Below are 23290 nucleotides of genomic sequence, written 5' to 3'. Positions count from 1 at the left end.
AAGATCATTAAGAGATTATGAAGAACAACTTGTGTGGATTTTTACTGATTGATTGATCGAAATATTATCATTGATTGATTGGTTTAAATTACTCGAAGTTTATTTGAGCGAAATTTAAGTCAGAAAATTGATGAGCCAGAATTGGCACCTTGTCTTTAATAAGGTGCAAAATGATTTTTAACTGAAGAGTTTGATCATGGCTCAGATTGAACGCTGGCGGCAGGCTTAACACATGCAAGTCGAGCGGAGTGATGGTGCTTGCACTATCACTTAGCGGCGGACGGGTGAGTAATGCTTAGGAATCTGCCTATTAGTGGGGGACAACATTTCGAAAGGAATGCTAATACCGCATACGTCCTACGGGAGAAAGCAGGGGATCTTCGGACCTTGCGCTAATAGATGAGCCTAAGTCGGATTAGCTAGTTGGTGGGGTAAAGGCCTACCAAGGCGACGATCTGTAGCGGGTCTGAGAGGATGATCCGCCACACTGGGACTGAGACACGGCCCAGACTCCTACGGGAGGCAGCAGTGGGGAATATTGGACAATGGGCGCAAGCCTGATCCAGCCATGCCGCGTGTGTGAAGAAGGCCTTATGGTTGTAAAGCACTTTAAGCGAGGAGGAGGCTACTGAAGTTAATACCTTCAGATAGTGGACGTTACTCGCAGAATAAGCACCGGCTAACTCTGTGCCAGCAGCCGCGGTAATACAGAGGGTGCAAGCGTTAATCGGATTTACTGGGCGTAAAGCGCGCGTAGGCGGCTAATTAAGTCAAATGTGAAATCCCCGAGCTTAACTTGGGAATTGCATTCGATACTGGTTAGCTAGAGTGTGGGAGAGGATGGTAGAATTCCAGGTGTAGCGGTGAAATGCGTAGAGATCTGGAGGAATACCGATGGCGAAGGCAGCCATCTGGCCTAACACTGACGCTGAGGTGCGAAAGCATGGGGAGCAAACAGGATTAGATACCCTGGTAGTCCATGCCGTAAACGATGTCTACTAGCCGTTGGGGCCTTTGAGGCTTTAGTGGCGCAGCTAACGCGATAAGTAGACCGCCTGGGGAGTACGGTCGCAAGACTAAAACTCAAATGAATTGACGGGGGCCCGCACAAGCGGTGGAGCATGTGGTTTAATTCGATGCAACGCGAAGAACCTTACCTGGCCTTGACATAGTAAGAACTTTCCAGAGATGGATTGGTGCCTTCGGGAACTTACATACAGGTGCTGCATGGCTGTCGTCAGCTCGTGTCGTGAGATGTTGGGTTAAGTCCCGCAACGAGCGCAACCCTTTTCCTTATTTGCCAGCGAGTAATGTCGGGAACTTTAAGGATACTGCCAGTGACAAACTGGAGGAAGGCGGGGACGACGTCAAGTCATCATGGCCCTTACGGCCAGGGCTACACACGTGCTACAATGGTCGGTACAAAGGGTTGCTACCTAGCGATAGGATGCTAATCTCAAAAAGCCGATCGTAGTCCGGATTGGAGTCTGCAACTCGACTCCATGAAGTCGGAATCGCTAGTAATCGCGGATCAGAATGCCGCGGTGAATACGTTCCCGGGCCTTGTACACACCGCCCGTCACACCATGGGAGTTTGTTGCACCAGAAGTAGGTAGTCTAACCGCAAGGAGGACGCTTACCACGGTGTGGCCGATGACTGGGGTGAAGTCGTAACAAGGTAGCCGTAGGGGAACCTGCGGCTGGATCACCTCCTTAACGAAAGATTGACGATTGGTAAGAATCCACAACAAGTTGTTCTTCATAGATGTATCTGAGGGTCTGTAGCTCAGTTGGTTAGAGCACACGCTTGATAAGCGTGGGGTCACAAGTTCAAGTCTTGTCAGACCCACCATGACTTTGACTGGTTGAAGTTATAGAAAAGAAGATACATAACTGATGATGTAAGCTGGGGACTTAGCTTAGTTGGTAGAGCGCCTGCTTTGCACGCAGGAGGTCAGGAGTTCGACTCTCCTAGTCTCCACCAGAACTTAAGAGAAGTTCGGATTACAGAAATTAGTAAATAAAGATTTAAATCTTGGTTTATTAACTTCTGTGATTTAAGTATCACGGTATTAAGCATGACCTGACGAAGGCATGTTTATTCATTAACAGATTGGCAAAATTGAGTCTGAAATAAATTGTTCACTCAATAATGAAGAGAGAGGAAGTAATTCTGATCTTGGAATTAATTGAGAACTAGCAAATTAACTGAATCAAGCGTTTTGGTATATGAATTAGATTGAAGCTGTACAGTGTTTAAATACACAGTACTTCAAACTGTAAGAGATTGATGAGAAATCATTGATCATGTCTTATTACTCCTTGTAGGTAATAACGACTGTTTGGGGTTGTATAGTCAAGTAATTAAGTGCATGTGGTGGATGCCTTGGCAGTCAGAGGCGATGAAAGACGTAATAGCCTGCGATAAGCTCCGGGGAGGCGGCAAATATCCTTTGATCCGGAGATTTCTGAATGGGGGAACCCACCTACTTTAAGGTAGGTATTGCAACATGAATACATAGTGTTGCAAGGCGAACGAGGGGAAGTGAAACATCTCAGTACCCTTAGGAAAAGAAATCAATTGAGATTCCCTTAGTAGCGGCGAGCGAACGGGGATCAGCCCATTAAGTTATGTGTGTTTTAGTGGAACGCTCTGGGAAGTGCGAACGTAGAGGGTGATATTCCCGTACACGAAAGGGCACACATAATGATGACGAGTAGGGCGAGGCACGTGAAACCTTGTCTGAATATGGGGGGACCATCCTCCAAGGCTAAATACTCCTGACTGACCGATAGTGAACCAGTACCGTGAGGGAAAGGCGAAAAGAACCCCTGTGAGGGGAGTGAAATAGATCCTGAAACCGCATGCATACAAGCAGTGGGAGCCGACTTGTTCGGTGACTGCGTACCTTTTGTATAATGGGTCAGCGACTTATATTCAGTAGCGAGGTTAACCGTATAGGGGAGCCGTAGAGAAATCGAGTCTTAATAGGGCGTTTAGTTGCTGGGTATAGACCCGAAACCAGGCGATCTATCCATGAGCAGGTTGAAGGTTGGGTAACACTAACTGGAGGACCGAACCCACTGTCGTTGAAAAGCCAGGGGATGACTTGTGGATAGGGGTGAAAGGCTAATCAAGCCTGGTGATAGCTGGTTCTCCCCGAAAGCTATTTAGGTAGCGCCTCGGACGAATACCATAGGGGGTAGAGCACTGTTTCGGCTAGGGGGTCATCCCGACTTACCAAACCGATGCAAACTCCGAATACCTATGAGTACTATCCGGGAGACAGACTGCGGGTGCTAACGTCCGTAGTCAAGAGGAAAACAATCCAGACCGCCAGCTAAGGCCCCAAAATCATAGTTAAGTGGGAAACGATGTGGGAAGGCATAGACAGCTAGGAGGTTGGCTTAGAAGCAGCCACCCTTTAAAGAAAGCGTAATAGCTCACTAGTCGAGTCGGCCTGCGCGGAAGATGTAACGGGGCTAAAACTATGTGCCGAAGCTGCGGATTTGACTTTTAAGTCAAGTGGTAGGGGAGCGTTCTGTAAGCCGATGAAGGTGTATTGAGAAGTATGCTGGAGGTATCAGAAGTGCGAATGCTGACGTGAGTAACGACAAAACGGGTGAAAAACCCGTTCGCCGAAAGACCAAGGGTTCCAGTCCAACGTTAATCGGGGCTGGGTGAGTCGACCCCTAAGGCGAGGCCGAAAGGCGTAGTCGATGGGAAATTGGTTAATATTCCAATACTTCTGTGTAATGCGATGAGAGGACGGAGAAGGTTAAGTCAGCCTGGCGTTGGTTGTCCAGGTGAAAGGAAGTAGGCATGCATCTTAGGCAAATCCGGGGTGCTCTATGCTGAGATCTGATAGCAAGCTGTACTTGTACAGCGAAGTGGCTGATACCATGCTTCCAGGAAAAGTCTCTAAGCTTCAGTTACACAGGAATCGTACCCTAAACCGACACAGGTGGTCAGGTCGAGTAGACCAAGGCGCTTGAGAGAACTCTGCTGAAGGAACTAGGCAAAATGGTACCGTAACTTCGGGAGAAGGTACGCTGTTGTTGGTGATGGAACTTGCTTCCTGAGCTGATGACAGCCACAGAAACCAGGCCGCTGCAACTGTTTATTAAAAACATAGCACTCTGCAAACACGAAAGTGGACGTATAGGGTGTGATGCCTGCCCGGTGCTGGAAGGTTAATTGATGGGGTTAGCGTAAGCGAAGCTCTTGATCGAAGCCCCAGTAAACGGCGGCCGTAACTATAACGGTCCTAAGGTAGCGAAATTCCTTGTCGGGTAAGTTCCGACCTGCACGAATGGCATAATGATGGCGGCGCTGTCTCCAGCAGAGGCTCAGTGAAATCGAAATCGCTGTGAAGATGCAGTGTACCCGCGGCTAGACGGAAAGACCCCGTGAACCTTTACTGCAGCTTGACATTGAACTTTGACCTTACTTGTGTAGGATAGGTGGGAGGCTTTGAAGTTGGAACGCTAGTTCCAATGGAGCCGTCCTTGAAATACCACCCTGGTAATGTTGAGGTTCTAACTCTGCCCCGTAATCCGGGGCGAGGACCATGTCTGGTGGGTAGTTTGACTGGGGCGGTCTCCTCCTAAAGAGTAACGGAGGAGTACGAAGGTGCGCTCAGCGTGGTCGGAAATCACGCGTAGAGTATAAAGGCAAAAGCGCGCTTAACTGCGAGACCCACAAGTCGAGCAGGTACGAAAGTAGGTCTTAGTGATCCGGTGGTTCTGTATGGAAGGGCCATCGCTCAACGGATAAAAGGTACTCTGGGGATAACAGGCTGATACCGCCCAAGAGTTCATATCGACGGCGGTGTTTGGCACCTCGATGTCGGCTCATCTCATCCTGGGGCTGAAGCAGGTCCCAAGGGTATGGCTGTTCGCCATTTAAAGAGGTACGCGAGCTGGGTTTAGAACGTCGTGAGACAGTTCGGTCCCTATCTACCGTGGGCGCTGGAAATTTGAGAGGATCTGCTCCTAGTACGAGAGGACCAGAGTGGACGAACCTCTGGTGTACCGGTTGTGACGCCAGTCGCATCGCCGGGTAGCTATGTTCGGAAGGGATAACCGCTGAAAGCATCTAAGCGGGAAGCCTACCTCAAGATAAGATTTCCCTAGGACTTTATGTCCTCTAAAGAGCCGTTCGAGACTAGGACGTTGATAGGTTGGATGTGGAAGCATAGTGATATGTGAAGCTGACCAATACTAATTGCTCGTGAGGCTTGACTATACAACACCCAAGCAGTTGTATATAAAGCATCAATCGATTCATTAATATGCAAAGCAACTTGATTTAGTTATACGCTTAGCTAAAATGAACAAAATATAGTAAGACTCAATCAGCCCATCTGTAAAGATTTGGAAAACGCATCGGCAACCAATAAGACCAATGCAAGTATCCATACCAGTTGTGCTGGCGACCATAGCAAGAGTGAACCACCTGATCCCTTCCCGAACTCAGAAGTGAAACCTCTTAGCGCTGATGGTAGTGTGGGGTTTCCCATGTGAGAGTAAGTCATCGCCAGCTCATTATTCAAACACCCTCAACTTAACAGTTGAGGGTGTTTTTTTATGCCAGGAAAATTCAAAATGTTAGAATATTTTGGAATGAATTATGATATAAACCAAATACCTTAAAATGATAACAAGAGTATGAATAATGAAATTTGTAGGATTAAAAATATTTGTCTGTATGCTCGCTATAACACTGGGTAGTAAATCTATCTATGCTAATGAAGCTGTAGAAAGTTTATTCAGCACAAAAGCTTTTTTAAATATTTGTGTTAGTTCGAGAGGAAATCCAGAAATAATAAATAAACAAGCAAAAAATATGGGTTTTATTCAAATGCCTAAAGAGTATGCTGTACATTTTTTAAAAGATTATAATGGGAACGCTTGGATGATAAACTCTTCAGAAGGAAAGTTTGTTATTACTCAACTCGATAATGGCGTATGTTCATTATTTATAAATAAAGGAGACTCAACTGAAATTCAGAAGAGTTTAGAAAGTTGGTTGCCCCCCAAATCTACTGGTTTAACTTATAAAAAGGAAATATCTAAAGATAAAAAATTGACTACAACAAATTATATTATTTCTAAAGGTGGAAAGGCTTTAGAGACATGGATATATACTAGTTCATCTGAAAAAAATGCTTCACTAGTTGCTGTTATTTCCCATCAAATGAATTAATTAAAACAATTTAATGTATAGAAGAGCCAACTTTTATTAAAAGAGCTCTTCTAAAATTGATTATTTCAACTGTCTACGTGCATGTTTTAAAGCAGTGCGAAGACCTTCTTCTAGAGTTGGGTGATAAAAGGGTTTCTCTAAAATATCATTTAAAGTTAAACCTTCACCTATTATCCAGCTTAATAGGTGAGCCATATGTTCTGTTGCTTCTGTAAATAACTCAGCACCGAGAAGCTTCTGACTTTCTTTCTCTATATAAACCTCAATGCCTCCTTTGTTTTTTCCAAGGACGATAGCTCTACCTTGCCGTTCATAAGAAGCTTCGCCTGTAATAAAGTCTATACCAGTGTCTTTTAGTTGTTTATAGCTTTGTCCAACAATAGCCATTTCTGGATCACTAAATACAATTCCTAATGGGGTAAGAGTCTTAACTGAATTGACTTGAGGGTAGTTTAAACAGTTATGAACAACTTTTTTCCCCTCATGTGCTGCTTCATGTTGTAATGGTGTTGAGGTATAAGCATCACCGACAATAAAAATTGGATAGGTCTCTAATTGCTTGGTTGTTGCATTTATAGGTAATGACTTAATATCTTTAAAAGAATCATCAATATTTTCTAGTTTTAAAGTATCAAGCAAACTTGAACGGCCTGTTGCAACTAGAACATATTCAACTTTAAGAATTTTCTCTTTTTCTTCAAGTTTATAATTTAATATGACACCTTCAGAATTACACTTGACTTCATTTGGTAAAGTCTCGAATAGAATTTTTAACTCTTTCCCTAGCTCTTTTTGTGCAAGTTGTTGAAGTTTTGAGCTAGTCAGTATTCCAATTCGTTTACTGCGAGCAAATATAGTGGTTTCTACCCCTAAACGATGTAAGGCTTGTGCGATCTCGAGGGCAATTACACCACTACCAATGATAGCAATAGATTTAGGTAGTGTTTTTAATTCGAATATTTGATCTGTTGTTATAAGTTGATCACCGAGTTCTTGCTTCCAAGTTTGATCATAATTAGGAGTTGAACCAACCGCCAGAATAAAACTTTTTGATTGGTACTGTTTCCCGTTAACTTCTACAGTCTGTGCATCAATAAAATGTGCTTTACCAGAAACTTTATGCTCAGTCGGCCATTGATCTACATCTTTTAATGTTGCACCTGTAAAGCGATCACGTAGTGTTTGTACATGTTGCATAACCTGATCAGTATTAATTTTTGCAGATATATCTAAAGCAACTTCTTGAGCATTTTGAATGTCAAACATACGGTTTGCTATAGAGATGAGGACTTTACTTGGCATACAGCCTACACGAGCACATGTCGTATCCCATGGCCCATCATTTATTATTAAAAGATTATTAGTGTGTTTAGCTGCTTCTTTATATGCGCTAATACCAGCGGTACCTGCACCAATGATAATAATATCGAACATTTTTCATTCAGCTATTTTTAATAGATAAATAGAATATATAGAAAAACCCTCATCAATAGAGGGTTTGGTTCTAATTATTTAGCTTTAAAATGTAAAGGTTTGCTCAAAAGGTTTTTTTAATTTAGTTGATACGGTGCCATTTTGATTGGTAGATTGACCTTCAATACTTATGCCATTAATTAAATGTTTAAAGTTCAAAGTGGTTCCGTTCATACTTTGTTTAAAGGTAAATATATCTTTTCCTTCTAGATAAATACTGCCATTAAATTTTTGTGTATTAGTCGTTGGAGCTTCATTCTCAACGCGACTTCCTTCAAGGCTACTAATATTAGGTAAGCTTAGGATTTGATTGCCAGATTGACTCACCTTATATGTCGCATTATTTGTGTTTCCTGCTGTTGAGTTCACGATAAATGAGATTGGTTCTGCAAAAGGAACATTAGAGTTATCATTGATAAGTACGTTGAAACCAGAACCACCCTGAACTACATAGAGATCACCATCTGTTGAGGTATTATCTTTATATACACTCATTGCGCCGGTAGTAACTTCTTTTTCAGTTGGTTGGCCTGTTTCTGGATCTTGAACAAGAGTAGTTGTAGTAATTTTATAATCACTTGTTGTTGAATTAATTAATACAAATCTTTTTTGCTTGGTTTGTTCCAGTCCCCATGACTGTTGGAATGGATATGCAAAGGCTCCAGTAATTGTTACATCCTGGAAGTTTTTATCATTATTTTCATTTTCAAAAATATAAATTCTGGTATTTGATTGATAATCCTCTAAATTTGGAGATGTATTATCGCTTGCCAGTTTAATATTCTTTAAATCATCTGCTGTAATATCAAAGTCCCAATCATTATAACCAGAGAGCAAGGTTTTAATTTCTTCACCTTTAAATACATAGCAGGCGCGGTAGTCTGTAGTACTCTTAATAAAGCATTTATCACGATAGTGGTCGGAGTACTTGGTAAGATCTACTTTTCGAATATCTAATGTTAACTTGAGTGGACCTTGTGCGAAGGTATCTAATGCGTGATCAATATAACCTTTTGATAATTTTTCATCATTAAGATCATATGCACCAAATAAATATTTCCCTTCTTGCTTTACGCTATTTAAAACAGAAGTCGCCAACTCTTGATCTGTTGATGGTGTGGTTGGTGTTGTCGTAGAACCAGAGTTTGAATTTTGGTTATAGTAGCCATCACTGCCACCCCCACCACAAGCTGTCAAAAAAGCAGCTAAAGTAACCCCACATACCCCATGAGTAAGTTTCATCATTATCCCCAATTAAAATGATAAGTTATTTAAAATAATTTTTTAGATTTATAAAATAACATATATTTCATGAGGTTGCTCATTATATTTGTGGGAAAGCTATCCGATCAAATTCGTGTACCCATAGTTACTCCAACTGTAGGCTTTACTTGCATTGATGAGCATGCTGTAAGAATTAAACAGGTTAAAAGAGCAAATATAAATTTATTCATGAAAATTAATAAATGATTCAAAAAGATTTAAACACTTTAGATCAATATTATTTTTAGTTCTGTTGAATTCGTGCAGAGATATGCAAAATAAGTTATCAAAAAACCCTACCTTAAAGAAAAAAAATAGGGTTTTATAAAATATTAATTTCTTAAAATTAATCGTCTAGCAAATCCATTTGTTTTGCTAATTGATATAGATTGTTTGAACGGTTTCCTGTACGGCAGAACATAAGTACAGGTTTTGGCAACTCATTGTAATGATTTGCGAAAGTACGTACATCGAGTTCTGTAATCTGTCCAGCTACAACAGGTTGATAAACGTAGTCTAGACCTACTTGACGTGCTGCTTCTTCAATTTGAGCACTTGTAGGTTGTTCTGGGCCGCCTTCCATATCTGGTCGATTATTAATAATCGATTTAAATCCTTTTTCTACAACTTGGCCAACATGCTCTGGACCAATTTGACCTGCGAAACCAACATTCTCTGACATTTCGTCACTCCAAAATTTAACAAAACCTCTTATGCTGTATCATAGCATTAAGCTTAACCTGAGATACAAGACACTCGTGTGTTGTTCTGACTGAGAAAGTTATGCCTTATAGCTAAGTTATAAATTTTAAAAATGATCATCAAGCTATTTTAAAATTGGTTATTCATATTCTATTTCAACGGAGCACATATGCACGCTTATACGGTTGAGCCTTTATATGTTCCATGTGGTCAGGAAACGATCGCAGCTGATTTTTATATTCCTAAAACAAATAAAAAATCTGCCGTAATTATTATGGCCCATGGTTTTGCTGCGTTGCGTCAATTTAAATTAATCCAATATGCTCAGCGGTTCGCTCAAGCAGGTTATGCTGTTATTTTGTTTGATTATCGATATTGGGGTGGGAGCACTGGCAAGCCAAGAGAAATGGTCTCTATTAATTCGCAGTTAGAAGATTGGAAGACAGTAATTCAATATGCTTCTACCTGTAAGCTTGTGGATAATCGAAGGATCGTGTTGTGGGGGACTTCATTAAGTGGAGGATATGCGCTAAGTCTGGCTTCTGAATTAAAAAATATTCAGGCAATTTTAGTACAAATTCCTTATGTCGATGGTGCTGAAACTGCCAAGCTTTATCCTTTGCAACGCTATCCTCAAGCATTGAAGTTATCGAGTCAGGATTATATGGGATCAAAAATGGGGCTTAATCCCAAAAGATTGCCTGTCGTCGATCAACATAATTTATGCTTTATGCCTACAGCTGATAGTTATTATGGTTATTTATCGATCGTAAATTCTGACTATTATTGGAGTGGGGAAGTCCCAGCCCGTGTCTTTTTTAATTTGATGCGATACCGTCCAATTCAAGTTGTACGCCAGATTAATATTCCAGTTTTATTTATTGCGGCCCAAAAAGATTCCCTTATTCCTATTGAATCAAGCCGCGAAGCTGCCACAAATATTGCGCCTTTTGTGAGTTATCATGAGTGGGATATGAAACATTTTGATATTTATCACGGTTCATGGTTTGAAAAAGCAGTGATAACCCAATTAGAATTTTTACATCAGCATATAGGAGTGGTGTAAATGATTATTGTATGTGCATCGTGCGGTGCAAAAAACCGAGTTCCTGAAGAAAAACTTCCTGAGCAACCAAGCTGTGGGCAATGTCATCAACCATTACTACCGCTTGCACCTATTGAGTTAAATGAGCAAAATTTTAGTAACTACATCACGAATAGTGATTTACCTATTCTCATAGACTTATGGGCAGAATGGTGCGGACCTTGTAAAATGATGGCGCCACATTTTGCGCAGGTCGCAAAACAGAATCCAGGCGTTATTTTTGCCAAGATTAATACCGAAGAATCTCCTCGCTTGAGCCAAGCTTTTCATGTGAGAAGTATTCCGACACTTGTCTTAATGAACAAAACGACAGAGGTTGCGCGTATTAGCGGCGCATTACGTGCGCCTGAATTGCAGCAGTGGCTTGATCAACAACTTCAAACGAATTTCGGGAGCTAAGGTGTCAGAAGCTTATACCAAACCAGAAGGGGTTTTATCCTTACAAACGATTGCCATGCCAGCCGATACAAACTGGAGTGGTGATGTCTTTGGTGGATGGATTGTGTCACAAATGGACTTGGCTGGAGCAATTCACGCAGAACGTTTCAGTCGTGGCCGCTGTGCTACGATTTCCATTAATCAAATGACCTTTTTGGTTCCGGTAAAGGTTGGCTTTGTCATTAGCTGCTATACGAAAATCTTAAAAGTTGGAAATACTTCTATTCAAATGCAAATTGAAGTTTGGGATAGTCATGATGACTCTCGTGAACCAATACGCATTACTGAAGGAGTCTTTACCTTTGTGGCAGTTGATGTAAAAGGTAATAAGCGTCAGATTCCCGAAGAAGCGAGACAAAAGTTTTTAGTATCTTGTGAATAATAAAAAAGCCCAAATTCAAATTTGGGCTTTTTTATATTTTTATTTCTTACGTTTAGGTAACCATGCCCACAGCATTTGGCACTGGATTGGTTCATTGCCTGCATCATCAATGACAGTAACTGGAATTACAAGTTCACCTTTCTCATTATCTGCAATAAACTTTTGCTGTTCAGCAGATAACGTTGCTGTGGCAGTCAAACCGCCTTCAACCACTTTTAAATAATCTACATGCAATGATTTGATTAATAAAATGCGGTTATCAGGAATGTGTAAACCCGTTAGGAAACCAGTCGCAGTTTCTGCTAAAAGAGCCATAGCAGCAGCATGGACTCCTTTAATATGATTCTGCATATTTTTTTGGTTTTCTAAACGGACAGTAACGTGGTTTGAGTCTACTTCCAGATAGCGAATATTTGCTGTACCCACCATTGGCACGATACGACCAAACGCCTTGCTCCAAAGTGTACTCCGAATACCTTTAGGGAATTTTGAAGTCGCTTTTACCAGTTTTGATAGACGATTGGATTGAGACATGGAATTACCTTAGCTTTGAATGTCACGACAAGAGATTAATCTTTAAAGTTATTAAACTGTAATGGCACACCAAATTGTTGTTCACGTAAAAAATTCATCACTTGTTGTAAAGTGTCGCGCTTTTTATCCGTTACACGAATTTTGTCGCCTTGGATAGAAGATTGCACTTTAACGCCACTTTCTTTAATGGCTTTATTAATTTTTTTTGCAGTATCTGAGTCAAGACCGTCTTTAAGTTTAATTACTTGTACAAAATTTTTGCCTGAAGCAGCGGCTTTTTGCGGGTCTAGAGCTTGTACATCAATTTTACGTTTGTAAAAATGATTTTCTAACATGTTGTAAACTTGTTCACACTGGAAATCACTTTCGGTACTGATTTTAATTTCTTTATTTTTTTCGTTTATTTCGACTGAAACATCATGACCACGAAAGTCAAAACGTGTTGCAATCTCTTTTTGTGTGTTCTGTACAGCATGATTAACTTCAAAAATCTCTAATTCAGAGACAATATCGAAAGAAGGCATAGTTTAGACCTTTACAAAGGGAAAGAATATTTGAGATGCTAAGAGGGTTTTCTTCATTTGCCAAGTGTTGTTTACATCAAAGGAGTGCACAATGATCCGTAAACAAGAAATTACAACATTTGAATTCCCAGAAAATGCTGTTATCTGGGATGTCCGTGATACAAATGCTTATGCAGAAGGGCATGTTAAAGGTGCGGTAAATCGCCCGATTAATGATTTGAATGCTGATATTTTGAACCAGGTCTCTGCGGGTCAGCCGATTTATATTTTATGTGGTGGTGGTAGCAAAGCTCCTCGTGCAGCTGAGACACTAGAAGGATTCGATGCCTCGCGTGAATATGTCGTGCTGATGGGGGGGACACGTGCAGCTCGTGATGCCGGCTTGCCTCTAGAGCAGGGCGCATAAAAAAAAGCACCTTCGGGTGCTTTTTTATGGAATTGAACTATTGTGGTTTGAAATAAGGCTTTTTAGGTTTTACTTTTTTTTGGAATCGTTGCGGATTCAATTTTTGTAATAAGCGGTCCGGTACTGGACAAGCTTCTCCTAACATTTGGGCAACTAAGATCTCACTGCATAGCGGAGCAAATAAGAAGCCCTTAGAACCAAGACCAGCAAAAGTAGCAATTCGGCTATTCTCCTGCATTTTCCCAACGAGAGGAAAATAATCTAAGCTTTGTGCGCGGATAGATGCTCGGCCTTGCCAAGTGGTCGTAGAAGGCAGTTGTTGTGCATATTCAGGGAATACGCTGTGGATTAATTCAAAGTTATGCACATGGTCTTCTGGCACTACTTCTTGATCCTCACGATTTGGGTAGAAAGATGCACCTAAAATCATCTGTGAAGCATTAAGTTGCATACAGTAGCCGCTATAACTATAAGCTTCCTGTATAGGTAGGGGAGCAAAAGTATTGTCAACCCAGCTTACTTGCCCACGTATTGGTTTTAACTGTGGATAGCTTTCAAAAAAAGTCGCGCTTTGACGTGCACAGCATACGATCACATGGTCGCTTTCATCGATAGTTTTATTCTCGCTTATGATTTGTACTTTATTTTCACAAGATACAAGCTCTGTAATATTGAGAATTTTTAAATCGATCAAAGGATGTTGCAAAATTTCATCACGTAGTTGATGTGGTGAAACAGAACCCGCTTCGGTAAGAAAAACACTTGAATATGCAGTTTCAAGTGAGTTCGTTGAGTGGGTAACAACCTGAGCTGGATATTGATTTACAAGATCGAGAAGTTCGTCTGCATTTTTTAAGGCGATTTGTTGTATTTGAAGTGGACGAAATGCTTGAAAATTTTTATAAAAATTCAAGGCATGTTGCCAACTTAAGGTCATTAGATGTTCATGACTTTGCTCAATTGGGCATAGCTTTGGATTAAGCAGGGCTAAAGGGTTTCCAGAAGCGCCAGATAATGCCTCTGTTCGCTCATATAGGGTGACTTGATGTCCACGTGCTGCACATGCCCACGCTGTAGTTAAACCTGCTATACCGGCCCCAATAATCGCAATATGCTGTTGTCCCTTACCCAATGAGTGAACTAGGTCTAATGGGGAGGGCTCATCATCAGATTGAGGTGGGTTCCAGATTGCTTTGAGCATTTCACGTTTATGCCGAAAACCACGTGGACGAGAAATATTAATACCATGTGCTTTTAGCCCCCGTTTTAAAACACCAGCGACACTAAAAGAGGAAAATGTACTGCCATAGTCAGAAAGACGAACAATATGGTTTAAAACATTTTGTTCCCACATGTCTGGATTGCAAGAGGGTGCAAAGCCATCTAAAAACCAAGCATTTACTGCTTTAGTTTTAGCCATGCTTGGGAAAATATCTTGTGCATCTCCTAGCCATAAGTCGATGCTAAAACGTTCTTCAGGGAAACTTAAACGATGACATCCAGCAATAGGTAGTGGATATTGTTCAATTAGCTGATCTGCAAGTGGTTTAAGCTCATCCCATACATTTAAAGCACGAATGAGGTCGGCTTTACTTAATGGAAATTTTTCAACACTAATGGCATGTAAATGGCTTTGATTATTAGGACGGACTTGTTGCCAAAGTTGCCAGAGTGCAAGAATGTTTAAACCCGTACCAAAACCGGTTTCTCCTACACTAAAATATTCAAAATCTTTTAGATTGGCTAAGCGTTCTGATAAGTCGTTACCATTTAGAAAAACATGCCGTGTTTCAAGTAGGCCATTATCTTTAGAGAAATAGACATCACCAAATTGTTTGGAAATGGGAACCTCGATACCATCGATTAATTCCCAGTCCAGTTCTGCTGTTTGTATACGGTTTGATACGTTCATTTAGTTTAATAGATCGCTTGGATTTACCACTGGCGTCGACGTTTTGTATGGATATAACTAGAGATAAAGAAACCCAGCAATACGCCACCAGCTAAGGTAACCGCACCATATAAAAACATTTGCGCACTACGTTCGCTTTGTAAGACTTGAACCTGAACAGAGAGGCTATCATTTTTTAACTGTAACTCTTGGTTCTGGGAGAGTGCTTCAAGATTGGCATGTTCTAACTGTTTTAAACGAGATGCCTGATCTTGAACTAAAGCTTTGATTTTCGCATCTTGCTGTTGTTTATTCTTTGCAAGTTGCTCAGCCGTGAGTGGTTTTGTTGCGGTCGACGCCGTTGTAGCAGCTATTGGAACTGGTTTATTCGCAGCCTGAGTTGAAGGCGCACTTGGTGGAGTCGTTGCTGGTGTGGCAGCAGGTTCAACTGCATTAGCAGTTGAACAGATCAAACACAAGCCGAGAAAGCTTTTGATTGCAGGGTGCATATGATTACCCTTTTGGAAATGCTTTATTAAACGGTTTTACATCAATATGAGCGTAAATGCCTTCTTTGAGAAATGGTTCTTCTTTTAACCATTCGTCTAATGCTTCGCGACTGTCGAATTCAACAATCATGGTGCTGCCATAAAAACCTGCTTGAGGATCATTAGGGTCTTTTGGCATAGCTCCCGCTGTAACAAGGCGGCCTTCATTATCAAGTTTTTGCAAACGTTCGATATGCTGCGGGCGTACTGCCAAGCGTTTTTCTAAAGTTCCTTCGTTATCGGTACAGCTTAGAACAAAAAAAGGCATGTAATCGTATCTCTGTAATCAATCAGGAATCATTTTAAGCTTCAGGTGACTTAAAATGTTTACGTAAAATAATGAACTGAATAATGATAAATGAAAACATGACAATCATGTCACCAAATGCAGTGAATTCACCCCAATATTTTCCGCCGTGAAATAAAAACGCGAAGAAGATATGTAAACAAGACATCACCACAAACATGACTGCCCAAGCGAAATTTAGATTTTTCCAACCTTTTTCACTTAAGTCTAAAATAGGATCAAATAAACGTCGTATGAGTGGCTTACGATCTTTACCAAACCAAGGTGAAACTAAGAATGCACCTGCAAAAACCAAATTCAAAATTGCAGCTTTTAGACGAATATAGAAATCATCACTTAACATGAGGGTGATGCCACCAAAAATGACAGTCATAAACAATACAAACCACTGTTGTTTATCTAGACGGAATTTTTGGAAAACAAATAGGGCACCATATACCACAAGCATTGAAATAATTAAGCCAGTAGTTGCTACAAGAATATTATTATTATCGACACCACCAGCAGACCCGATCAGTTTAAGTAAAGGATGCTGTGTGTCGGTTGGATCAACTGTTTTATATAAATAGAAGAAAATAATTAATGGAACAAAGTCCAGAAGTGCTTTCATGTTAGAGTATCTGATCAGGTTTGGTGAATGGCATAGTATAAAAGATGCAAGGCATAGATTTACATACACATAGCAATATTTCTGATGGAACTTTGTCTCCGGAATTACTGGTGCAAGCTGCTATAGATGTGAATTTGCATACTTTGGCTTTAACTGACCACGATACAATGGATGGGTTGCAGCGAGCTAGAATTGCTGCACAAGGTCATGATTTAAAAATCATTTCTGGTACAGAGATTTCAAGTCAGTGGTCACGTCCAACAACGAAGAAGAGTTATGGTGTACATATTGTTGCTTTAAACATGCAAAATGAAGCACCAATTTTAGAAGCATTAGAACAACAAAAAAGAGTACGAGCGCAAAGAGCTAAAGTAATTTGCGATTTATTAGAAAAATGTATTGGTTTTCAGATTTATGAGGATGTTCTTGCCAAAGTAGAAGATCAGGCAGACCGCATCACCAGAACACACATTGCTAAAACACTGGTCGAAAAGAAAGTTGTAACTCGTCCTCAACAAGCATTTGATCGTTTCTTAAAAGAAGGAAGACGTGCTTTTGTAAAGTTTGAAGGATTAGGGTTAAAAGAAACAATTGACATGATTCACGAAAGTAAAGGGTTGGCAGTTTTAGCACATCCGACTCGTTATGATTTATCTGCAACTAATGTTCGATATTTAATTGAATTGTTCGCAACTTCAGGTGGAGATGCAATTGAGTTACCTCCACCGATGGAAACTTTATCTACTCGCCAGATGATTGATCGGATGATTGAGCAATATCAGTTAGCTGTATCGATTGGCAGTGATTTTCATGGTGAAAATATGCCATGGATTAAACTGGGAAATACACCTAAGCCAACGGCTAATCAGCAAGGTGTTTGGGAACGTTTTCTCTAAGCCATTACAACAAGTTATTATCTTGAGCTTGAATTGGTGGTGGGGTAGGTTTCCCCAAAGTCCCTAAAAGTTCAATTTCGATACTACGTACCATGGCATCTAAAGGTAAATCATTACTTTGAGTACCGAAAGGCTCTTCAATTTCCGAGCTGAGTGCATCAAGTCCTAAGAATGTATATGCCAAAATTCCCACCAGTAAAGGTGTTGCTAATCCAAGCAATGAACCAAGACTGAACGGCAACATAAAACAGAAAAAATAGACAGTGCGATTAAGCAAAACTGAATAGGCAAATGGAATAGGTGTATTGGCGATTCGGTCACAGCCAGTTTGCACGACACTTAAATCTGCAACATTTCTATTCATCTGTGCATAGATGATGTCTGAGATTTCACCTTCTTTAAGCGCTTGCAATAATTCCCAGTGAATGAGGCTAAGTGTGTACTGAGGAGCATTATTTTGCTGATAGAGCTGGGTGAGTGCTTGCTGGCTCATACCGCTGGTTTGTATTAACTCAGTTGGGTTCGCCGTCTGACGACGTAAACGATCACGTAACACGTTAGCAAAAACAATCACATGCTGAATAACACGTTCACGGCGGGCTTGAGTCAAGATTCTGCAGTCACGGTCAAAATGGCGTGAAGTTGCAATTAAAACGCCCCATAATTTTCGGGCTTCCCACCAACGGTCATAACATGCAGTATTTTTAAATCCTAAGAAAATAGAAAGTACGACGCCAATAAGGGTAAAGCCAACCAAAGGAATCTCTGGAAAGCGATAAAGATTGATATATTCTACGCCCCCAATGATTGCCGAAATCAGCATAACGACCCCTAGAGAGGGTAAAATTTTGGGTAAAATTGTCCCTCGCCAAGAGAATAATACTTTGAAAATACTAGGCTGCTCACGAACAATCATTTTGTTTTTAACGTCACTATTTTTGCTTTGATCTTCTAGGCTTAGTGACCCTTTGTCAATATCATTGAACTGATATTATTGCTGGGTTGAGCAGTTGTTGTTCAGCAAATGAAAAGCTTCCTTCTGGTGAGATAATAAAATGATCCAAGAGGCGTATTTCGACAAGCTGACAGGCATGTTCCAGTTGTTGAGTTAAGGCAATATCTTCGGCAGAAGGCTGCGCTGAACCAAATGGATGATTGTGTGCAATAACGAGCTGGCAAGCATGTTGTTGTAGGGCGTAGCGTAGGGTTTGATTGACTGAAACCGCACAATGTTGAACTGACCCAAAAAATAACTTTTTAAAGTGAAGTTTTCTTAATTCAGGGTCTAGACAAAGCACTGCAAAGACTTCTTGTTTTTCGCCTTTTAATTCGTAGCGCAAATAATCCAAGACTAAATCAGAAGTGTGAAGGCTGAGATTATTTTTCTGAAAGTGATGATCGAGATAACGCCGCCCGAGCTCTTTAACTGCCAATAATTGTGAATATTTTGTTGCTCCAATTCCATTAAATTGAGTTAACTCACTTAACGATGAATCAAATACTGCATTTAGGCTACCAAAGTGCTGAATGAGTAACCGTGATAATTCGACTGCTGAATGTTGTCGTGAACCTGAGCGAAGAAAAATCGCCAGTAGCTCTGCATCTGAAAGACTTTGAGGGCCTTGTTGCAATAACCGTTCTCTTGGCCGCTCTTGTTCGGGCCAATTTTTAATAGAAGTATTCATATTCCCCAGCATAATTCGCTTAAAATTTTATTTTGTTTGCCCAATCAATCTTGGGTCTGCGCGTATTTAATGCTATTGTGAGCGCCACTGCAACAGTAAGGTATCCTGTTCGTGAGCTTTGATCTAAGTGTTATTCCTCATAAAAACATTGTTTTAGCTGTCACTGGCGGAATTGCTGCCTATAAAAGTGCCATTTTAGTCCGTCGCCTTAAAGATTATGGCTTTGACGTGCGTGTGGTCATGACACATGGTGCTCAGGCATTTATTACCCCACTAACGTTTCAGGCTCTTTCTGGTAATCCCGTTCATACTGAACTTTTAGATCCTGCGGCTGAAGCTGGGATGGGACATATTGAATTAGCACGTTGGGCTGATTTATTACTGGTTGCGCCTGCAAGTTGCGATACTTTGGCAAAATTTGCACATGGTTTAGCAGATGACTTGCTCAGTACAGTGTTTTTGGCAACAAAATCTCCTGTGTGGGTTGCACCTGCCATGAACCAGCAAATGTGGGCGGCCAAAGCAACGCAACGAAATTTACAAACCTTGGTCGAAGATGGCGTGCATGTGATTATGCCGGATGCGGGTGAGCAAGCGTGTGGTGATGTCGGTTTAGGCCGTATGCCAGAGCCAGAAGAAATTGCAAGGCAAGTCGCTGGCTATTTCCATCAGGCTCAACGTGCAATCGCTGAAAAATTTGGCTTGTTGGCTGGAAAGCGAGTTGTGATTACCGCTGGGCCAACGCGTGAAGCGATTGACCCTGTTCGTTATATCTCGAACCACAGTACCGGTAAAATGGGCTTTGCTTTAGCTGCTGCTTGTTACGCGGCTGGCGCACAAGTGACGCTAATTGCTGGACCTGTAAGTTTAGATACACCGAATGGTGTAAAAAGAGTAAATGTTGCCTCTGCAAGACAAATGTTAGATATCAGTATGGACTCGTTAGAAACAGGCTGTGATATCTTCATTGCAACTGCCGCAGTCGCAGACTATCGCGTAGCAGAAGTTGCCGAGCATAAAATTAAGAAGGCAGGGGATGAGTTGAATGTTTCCCTTGTGAAAAATCCAGATATTGTGGCAACCATTGCGGGTCAGGAAAAACGTCCATTTATGGTGGGCTTTGCTGCTGAAACACAAAATGTTGAAGAGTATGCAGCAGGAAAACTGGTCGCTAAAAAACTAGATATGATTGCATGTAACGATGTGTCTCGTGCAGATATTGGTTTTGCTTCTGATGAAAATGCCATGACAGTTTTCTTTGCTGAAAACTATCACATGAAAAAGCGTGAGTTAGAGAAAGCATCTAAACAAGAAATTTCTCAACAGTTAGTTGAAGCAATTTCGGATGCATTGCGCCGTAAATAATATGTTTTAAATAAAAAAACCGCGAATGAATCGCGGTTTTTTTTATATGTCTTACTTTATACAACTTAAGGAATTTCATCCTCAAATTCAGGTTTAACCTGAACGATGAAGTCCTGACGGTTAAGTCCACGCCATAAGGCAAAAGCTGTACCGATATAAATTGAAGAGTAAGTACCTACAAAGACACCAACAAACATTGCAACAGCGAACCAGTGTAGACCATCACCACCTAAGAACATCATTGCCAGAACGACAAGCAATAAGGTCATTGATGTATGAATGGTACGACGTAAAGTTTCAGTTAAAGCAATATCGATGATTTCACGAGGAGTCGCACCGCGAATTTTACGGAAATTTTCACGGATACGGTCTGACACTACGATGTTATCGTTAAGCGAGAAGCCAATGACAGCAAGTACCGCAGCTAGAACTGTAAGGTCAAACGGCCACTGGAATAATGCAAAAGCACCAATAATAATGATGATGTCGTGGAATAAAGACATTACGGCACCCATCGCGAGTTTAAACTCGAAACGGATGGTTACGTAGATCAACATTAAGATAAGCGCAAGTGCAACCGCACCAGCAGAACGAACATAAAGCTCATTACCTACTTGACCACCTACAGAGTCCACTTTATGAACTTCTGCGGCATTGTTTGGTAACTGTACAGCTTTGGTGATGGCATTACTTAGGTCTTCAACCTTAACTTCTTGTACTGGCATGCGTACAAGTAGGTCTTTATTACTACCTAAGGTTTGCACTACAGCATCTTTAAAGCCAGCTTTATCGAGTGCCTGAATGACTTCAGACTGATTTGCTGGTTGAGCGTAGTTAAGCTCAGCTGAAACACCACCTGTAAAGTCCAAACCGAGGTTAAGACCTTTAGTTACAATAAAGAAAATACTCGCCAAAGTAATAAGGATCGAGAAGATTGCCGCAGGTTTGGCAATCTTCATGAACGGGATGATTTTTGCATCATCCGGACGTCCATATTGTTTTGAATCTTGTTGAGTCACTTTAGTCATCATCGATCTCCTTAAATGCTCAACTTTTTCAAATTACGGCGTTTACCATAAATGATTTGTACAATTGCGCGAGTCACTGTAATTGCAGTAAACATCGAACACACGATACCAATCATTAATGTTACGGCAAAACCTTTGATCGGGCCTGTACCAATTGCAAACAAAATGAAAGCAACGAGGAACGTCGTTAAGTTCGAGTCAAAAATGGTGTTGTAGGCTCGATCATAACCGGCCACAATGGCCTGTTTGGGCGATGCACCCCAGAGCATTTCTTCTCGAATACGCTCACATATCAATACGTTCGCATCGACGGCCATACCAATGGTAATAACGATACCCGCAATACCTGGTAAGGTGAGGGAAGCCCCAATCCATGACATAACCGTTAAAATCATTGCCAAGTTAACAACGAGTGCAAAGTTAGCGATTAAACCGAATAGACGGAAGAAAACCACCATCCAGATTGCAACAAGCAAGAAGCCGATTTGAGTTGATAATACGCCCTTATCAATGTTTTCTTGACCAAGGCTTGGACCAACTACACGTTCTTCAACAAAATACATTGGCGCAGCCAAAGCACCTGCACGTAGCATTAATGCAAGTTCTGATGCTTCTTGAGGAGAACTTAAACCGGTAATACGGAAAGTTGAACCTAAAACGGCCTGAACTGTTGCAGCATTGATGACTACAGATTCAGTGTATGGAGTACGAACTTCTGTTTGTGCACCAGTTTTAGGATCTGTGACATAAGTAATTTTTTGCTTATTTTCGATGAACAATACCGCCATGCGTTTACCAACAGCATTACGAGTTGCATCGGACATAAGCTTACCGCCAGCACTGTCGAGGGTAATATTTACCTCGGCACCACCAGAGTCTTGGCTAAAGCCAGAACTTGCATTTTGAACACGCTCACCCGTCAAGATACGGTTACGTTGCAACAAAAGTTGACGGCCGCTGTCTAAAGACTCATAAGCAAAAACTTCTGTGCCCGGAGGTAAAGGTTGACCATTATATTTACCTGTGTATGGGTCAATATATTGATCATTTGCGTCAGAAACCAAACGGAATTCGAGGTTTGCAGTACGGCCTAAAACACGTTTCGCTTCAGCTGTATCTTGAACACCCGGTAATTCAACGACAATACGGTTGCTACCCTGACTTTGTACCAATGCTTCTGCAACACCAAGTTCGTTAATACGATTACGTAATGTTGTTAAGTTTTGATTCACCGCATATGACTGAATTTCTTGGCGACGTACATCAGTATAAGTAAGCTTTAAAGTAGAACCTGTAGAGCTTGCTAATGCCTGTTGGGTATATTCATTCCCATTACGACGTAAAAAATCCATTGCTGCATCACGGTCAGCATTGTCAGCAAATTGAACAGTGATCACATTATTAGTTAATGCAAGACTGTTAAATTTGATCTTGTTTTCACGGAACTGACGACGCAAATCGGTGGCAGAGGTTTCCATACGTTGGGCAACGGCTTTGTCCATATCTACTTCAAGCAAGAAGTGGACACCACCACGTAAGTCCAAACCAAGTTTCATTGGTTTAGCCCCAATCTTTTGCAACCATTCCGGTGTGGTTGGTGCAAGGTTTAGGGCAACAACATATTGATCACCTAAGTCACGGCGTAATACTTCTTTTGCTTTCAACTGCGCTTCAGAAGAGCTGACACGCAATAGGGCAGCATTATTTGTAAAAGTATTATCGTGACTTGCAATATTTGCTGTTTTTAAAATTTGCTCTGCTTTTTGCACCACACTTTGATCAATTTGGGTGCCAGCTTTGGCACCGGAAATTTGAACGGCGGGCTCATCCGGATATAGACTAGGCAGTGCGTATAATGTACTGATTACCAGAACAACCAGAATCAGTAAATATTTCCATGCAGGGTAACGCATTCGCTTTCTTCT

Annotated in this window: 20 protein-coding genes, 2 tRNA genes and 3 rRNA genes; 12 read left to right on the top strand and 13 right to left on the bottom strand. The window is 41.1% G+C overall.

Going from position 1 to position 23290, the window contains the following annotated elements; all coding sequences use genetic code 11:
* The first annotated feature begins 178 nt into the window (after positions 1-178).
* The 6 genes from F936_RS18525 to F936_RS19680 all read left to right on the top strand — a co-directional run bounded on the left by F936_RS18525 (position 179) and on the right by F936_RS19680 (position 6208).
* Positions 179-1716: ribosomal RNA gene (locus F936_RS18525) — 16S ribosomal RNA — on the top strand.
* A 59-nt stretch (positions 1717-1775) separates the two neighbouring features.
* Positions 1776-1852: transfer RNA gene (locus F936_RS18520), tRNA-Ile, on the top strand.
* A 56-nt stretch (positions 1853-1908) separates the two neighbouring features.
* Positions 1909-1984 (top strand) — tRNA-Ala (locus F936_RS18515).
* 370 nt (positions 1985-2354) lie between these two features.
* A 23S ribosomal RNA gene (locus F936_RS18510) occupies positions 2355-5248 on the top strand.
* Positions 5249-5430: 182 nt separating this feature from the next.
* Positions 5431-5545 (top strand): 5S ribosomal RNA (gene rrf / locus F936_RS18505).
* The 16S, 23S and 5S rRNA genes sit together here with 2 tRNA genes alongside, the layout of an rRNA operon.
* A gap of 132 nt (positions 5546-5677) precedes the next feature.
* Positions 5678-6208, top strand: a complete 531-nt coding sequence (locus F936_RS19680; protein ID WP_005050220.1) for an NMCC_0638 family (lipo)protein — start codon at positions 5678-5680, stop codon at positions 6206-6208.
* Positions 6209-6268: 60 nt separating this feature from the next.
* Here F936_RS19680 and F936_RS18495 read toward each other — a convergent pair whose 3' ends face one another.
* The 3 genes from F936_RS18495 to F936_RS18485 all read right to left on the bottom strand — a co-directional run bounded on the left by F936_RS18495 (position 6269) and on the right by F936_RS18485 (position 9626).
* Entirely contained in the window at positions 6269-7642 is a 1374-nt protein-coding gene (locus F936_RS18495) for a dihydrolipoyl dehydrogenase (RefSeq protein WP_003655107.1), read from the bottom strand.
* A gap of 84 nt (positions 7643-7726) precedes the next feature.
* Entirely contained in the window at positions 7727-8923 is a 1197-nt protein-coding gene (locus F936_RS18490) for a hypothetical protein (RefSeq protein ID WP_005050217.1), read from the bottom strand.
* A 367-nt stretch (positions 8924-9290) separates the two neighbouring features.
* On the bottom strand, positions 9291-9626 hold the full coding sequence (locus tag F936_RS18485; RefSeq protein WP_005036085.1) for a protein tyrosine phosphatase family protein: 336 nt from the start codon (positions 9624-9626) through the stop codon (positions 9291-9293).
* A 189-nt stretch (positions 9627-9815) separates the two neighbouring features.
* Here F936_RS18485 and F936_RS18480 point away from each other — a divergent pair, with 189 nt between their 5' ends.
* Genes F936_RS18480 through F936_RS18470 form a run of 3 tightly spaced genes read left to right on the top strand, consistent with a single transcriptional unit; the run spans position 9816 to position 11571 of the window.
* Positions 9816-10712: an alpha/beta hydrolase gene (locus F936_RS18480; RefSeq protein WP_005050214.1), complete on the top strand. Its 897-nt coding sequence runs from the start codon at positions 9816-9818 to the stop codon at positions 10710-10712.
* Complete coding sequence (gene trxC / locus F936_RS18475) at positions 10713-11150, top strand: thioredoxin TrxC (protein WP_005050212.1); 438 nt, start codon at positions 10713-10715, stop codon at positions 11148-11150.
* 1 nt (position 11151) lies between these two features.
* On the top strand, positions 11152-11571 hold the full coding sequence (locus tag F936_RS18470) for an acyl-CoA thioesterase (RefSeq protein WP_004638741.1): 420 nt from the start codon (positions 11152-11154) through the stop codon (positions 11569-11571).
* Between the two features lie 39 nt (positions 11572-11610).
* Here the strand turns inward: F936_RS18470 and F936_RS18465 are convergent, their stop codons facing one another.
* Positions 11611-12105, bottom strand: coding sequence for a DUF4442 domain-containing protein (locus tag F936_RS18465; protein ID WP_005036088.1), 495 nt, complete (start codon positions 12103-12105; stop codon positions 11611-11613).
* Positions 12106-12140: 35 nt separating this feature from the next.
* Positions 12141-12629, bottom strand: coding sequence for a YajQ family cyclic di-GMP-binding protein (locus tag F936_RS18460; protein WP_004638746.1), 489 nt, complete (start codon positions 12627-12629; stop codon positions 12141-12143).
* Positions 12630-12720: 91 nt separating this feature from the next.
* Here F936_RS18460 and F936_RS18455 point away from each other — a divergent pair, with 91 nt between their 5' ends.
* On the top strand, positions 12721-13035 hold the full coding sequence (locus tag F936_RS18455; protein WP_004638747.1) for a rhodanese-like domain-containing protein: 315 nt from the start codon (positions 12721-12723) through the stop codon (positions 13033-13035).
* Between the two features lie 37 nt (positions 13036-13072).
* Here the strand turns inward: F936_RS18455 and mnmC are convergent, their stop codons facing one another.
* The 4 genes from mnmC to F936_RS18435 are packed head-to-tail and all read right to left on the bottom strand — an operon-like array spanning position 13073 to position 16391.
* Positions 13073-14947: a bifunctional tRNA (5-methylaminomethyl-2-thiouridine)(34)-methyltransferase MnmC2/FAD-dependent 5-carboxymethylaminomethyl-2-thiouridine(34) oxidoreductase MnmC1 gene (gene mnmC, locus F936_RS18450; protein WP_005050207.1), complete on the bottom strand. Its 1875-nt coding sequence runs from the start codon at positions 14945-14947 to the stop codon at positions 13073-13075.
* Between the two features lie 23 nt (positions 14948-14970).
* The gene (locus tag F936_RS18445; protein WP_005050204.1) at positions 14971-15435 is read right to left on the bottom strand and encodes an SH3 domain-containing protein; all 465 of its coding nucleotides are present in this window, start codon (positions 15433-15435) and stop codon (positions 14971-14973) included.
* Positions 15436-15439: 4 nt separating this feature from the next.
* Positions 15440-15742, bottom strand: coding sequence for a YciI family protein (locus F936_RS18440; protein ID WP_003655119.1), 303 nt, complete (start codon positions 15740-15742; stop codon positions 15440-15442).
* Positions 15743-15776: 34 nt separating this feature from the next.
* On the bottom strand, positions 15777-16391 hold the full coding sequence (locus tag F936_RS18435; protein WP_005050202.1) for a septation protein IspZ: 615 nt from the start codon (positions 16389-16391) through the stop codon (positions 15777-15779).
* 44 nt (positions 16392-16435) lie between these two features.
* Between F936_RS18435 and F936_RS18430 the strand changes: the two genes are divergently transcribed.
* Positions 16436-17287 (top strand): PHP domain-containing protein, encoded by an 852-nt coding sequence (locus tag F936_RS18430; RefSeq protein ID WP_004638753.1) that lies wholly within the window; start codon positions 16436-16438, stop codon positions 17285-17287.
* 4 nt (positions 17288-17291) lie between these two features.
* Here F936_RS18430 and F936_RS18425 read toward each other — a convergent pair whose 3' ends face one another.
* On the bottom strand, positions 17292-18203 hold the full coding sequence (locus F936_RS18425; RefSeq protein WP_003655126.1) for a bestrophin family protein: 912 nt from the start codon (positions 18201-18203) through the stop codon (positions 17292-17294).
* A gap of 61 nt (positions 18204-18264) precedes the next feature.
* Positions 18265-18984: a RadC family protein gene (radC, locus tag F936_RS18420; RefSeq protein ID WP_080595481.1), complete on the bottom strand. Its 720-nt coding sequence runs from the start codon at positions 18982-18984 to the stop codon at positions 18265-18267.
* A 99-nt stretch (positions 18985-19083) separates the two neighbouring features.
* Between radC and coaBC the strand changes: the two genes are divergently transcribed.
* Positions 19084-20337 carry a bifunctional phosphopantothenoylcysteine decarboxylase/phosphopantothenate--cysteine ligase CoaBC gene (gene coaBC / locus F936_RS18415; RefSeq protein WP_005050195.1) on the top strand — a complete coding sequence of 418 codons (1254 nt, stop codon included), beginning with the start codon at positions 19084-19086 and terminating at the stop codon, positions 20335-20337.
* Positions 20338-20402: 65 nt separating this feature from the next.
* On the opposite strand, the gene secF is transcribed toward coaBC, so the two are convergent.
* Both secF and secD read right to left on the bottom strand, forming a co-directional pair.
* Complete coding sequence (gene secF / locus F936_RS18410) at positions 20403-21368, bottom strand: protein translocase subunit SecF (protein ID WP_016802085.1); 966 nt, start codon at positions 21366-21368, stop codon at positions 20403-20405.
* Positions 21369-21376: 8 nt separating this feature from the next.
* Positions 21377-23278 (bottom strand): protein translocase subunit SecD, encoded by a 1902-nt coding sequence (gene secD, locus F936_RS18405; protein WP_005050189.1) that lies wholly within the window; start codon positions 23276-23278, stop codon positions 21377-21379.
* Between the last annotated feature and the right edge of the window lie 12 nt (positions 23279-23290).

This window comes from Acinetobacter calcoaceticus DSM 30006 = CIP 81.8 (assembly GCF_000368965.1).
In the GTDB taxonomy this organism is placed as follows: Bacteria; Pseudomonadota; Gammaproteobacteria; order Pseudomonadales; family Moraxellaceae; genus Acinetobacter; species Acinetobacter calcoaceticus.
This window is presented reverse-complemented; position numbering and strand designations above follow the sequence as displayed.

What these genes read in the sequence shown, in the direction of transcription:
- radC (WP_080595481.1), bottom strand. Translation starts at nt 18,984, where the DNA reads ATGCTGGGGAATATGAATACTTCTATTAAAAATTGGCCCGAACAAGAG.
- F936_RS18440 (WP_003655119.1), bottom strand. Translation starts at nt 15,742, where the DNA reads ATGCCTTTTTTTGTTCTAAGCTGTACCGATAACGAAGGAACTTTAGAA.
- F936_RS18480 (WP_005050214.1), top strand. Translation starts at nt 9,816, where the DNA reads ATGCACGCTTATACGGTTGAGCCTTTATATGTTCCATGTGGTCAGGAA.
- F936_RS18435 (WP_005050202.1), bottom strand. Translation starts at nt 16,391, where the DNA reads ATGAAAGCACTTCTGGACTTTGTTCCATTAATTATTTTCTTCTATTTA.
- F936_RS18485 (WP_005036085.1), bottom strand. Translation starts at nt 9,626, where the DNA reads ATGTCAGAGAATGTTGGTTTCGCAGGTCAAATTGGTCCAGAGCATGTT.
- F936_RS18445 (WP_005050204.1), bottom strand. Translation starts at nt 15,435, where the DNA reads ATGCACCCTGCAATCAAAAGCTTTCTCGGCTTGTGTTTGATCTGTTCA.
- mnmC (WP_005050207.1), bottom strand. Translation starts at nt 14,947, where the DNA reads ATGAACGTATCAAACCGTATACAAACAGCAGAACTGGACTGGGAATTA.
- secD (WP_005050189.1), bottom strand. Translation starts at nt 23,278, where the DNA reads ATGCGTTACCCTGCATGGAAATATTTACTGATTCTGGTTGTTCTGGTA.
- F936_RS18460 (WP_004638746.1), bottom strand. Translation starts at nt 12,629, where the DNA reads ATGCCTTCTTTCGATATTGTCTCTGAATTAGAGATTTTTGAAGTTAAT.
- F936_RS18495 (WP_003655107.1), bottom strand. Translation starts at nt 7,642, where the DNA reads ATGTTCGATATTATTATCATTGGTGCAGGTACCGCTGGTATTAGCGCA.
- trxC (WP_005050212.1), top strand. Translation starts at nt 10,713, where the DNA reads ATGATTATTGTATGTGCATCGTGCGGTGCAAAAAACCGAGTTCCTGAA.
- secF (WP_016802085.1), bottom strand. Translation starts at nt 21,368, where the DNA reads ATGATGACTAAAGTGACTCAACAAGATTCAAAACAATATGGACGTCCG.
- F936_RS19680 (WP_005050220.1), top strand. Translation starts at nt 5,678, where the DNA reads ATGAAATTTGTAGGATTAAAAATATTTGTCTGTATGCTCGCTATAACA.
- F936_RS18430 (WP_004638753.1), top strand. Translation starts at nt 16,436, where the DNA reads ATGCAAGGCATAGATTTACATACACATAGCAATATTTCTGATGGAACT.
- F936_RS18455 (WP_004638747.1), top strand. Translation starts at nt 12,721, where the DNA reads ATGATCCGTAAACAAGAAATTACAACATTTGAATTCCCAGAAAATGCT.
- F936_RS18425 (WP_003655126.1), bottom strand. Translation starts at nt 18,203, where the DNA reads ATGATTGTTCGTGAGCAGCCTAGTATTTTCAAAGTATTATTCTCTTGG.
- F936_RS18490 (WP_005050217.1), bottom strand. Translation starts at nt 8,923, where the DNA reads ATGAAACTTACTCATGGGGTATGTGGGGTTACTTTAGCTGCTTTTTTG.
- F936_RS18465 (WP_005036088.1), bottom strand. Translation starts at nt 12,105, where the DNA reads ATGTCTCAATCCAATCGTCTATCAAAACTGGTAAAAGCGACTTCAAAA.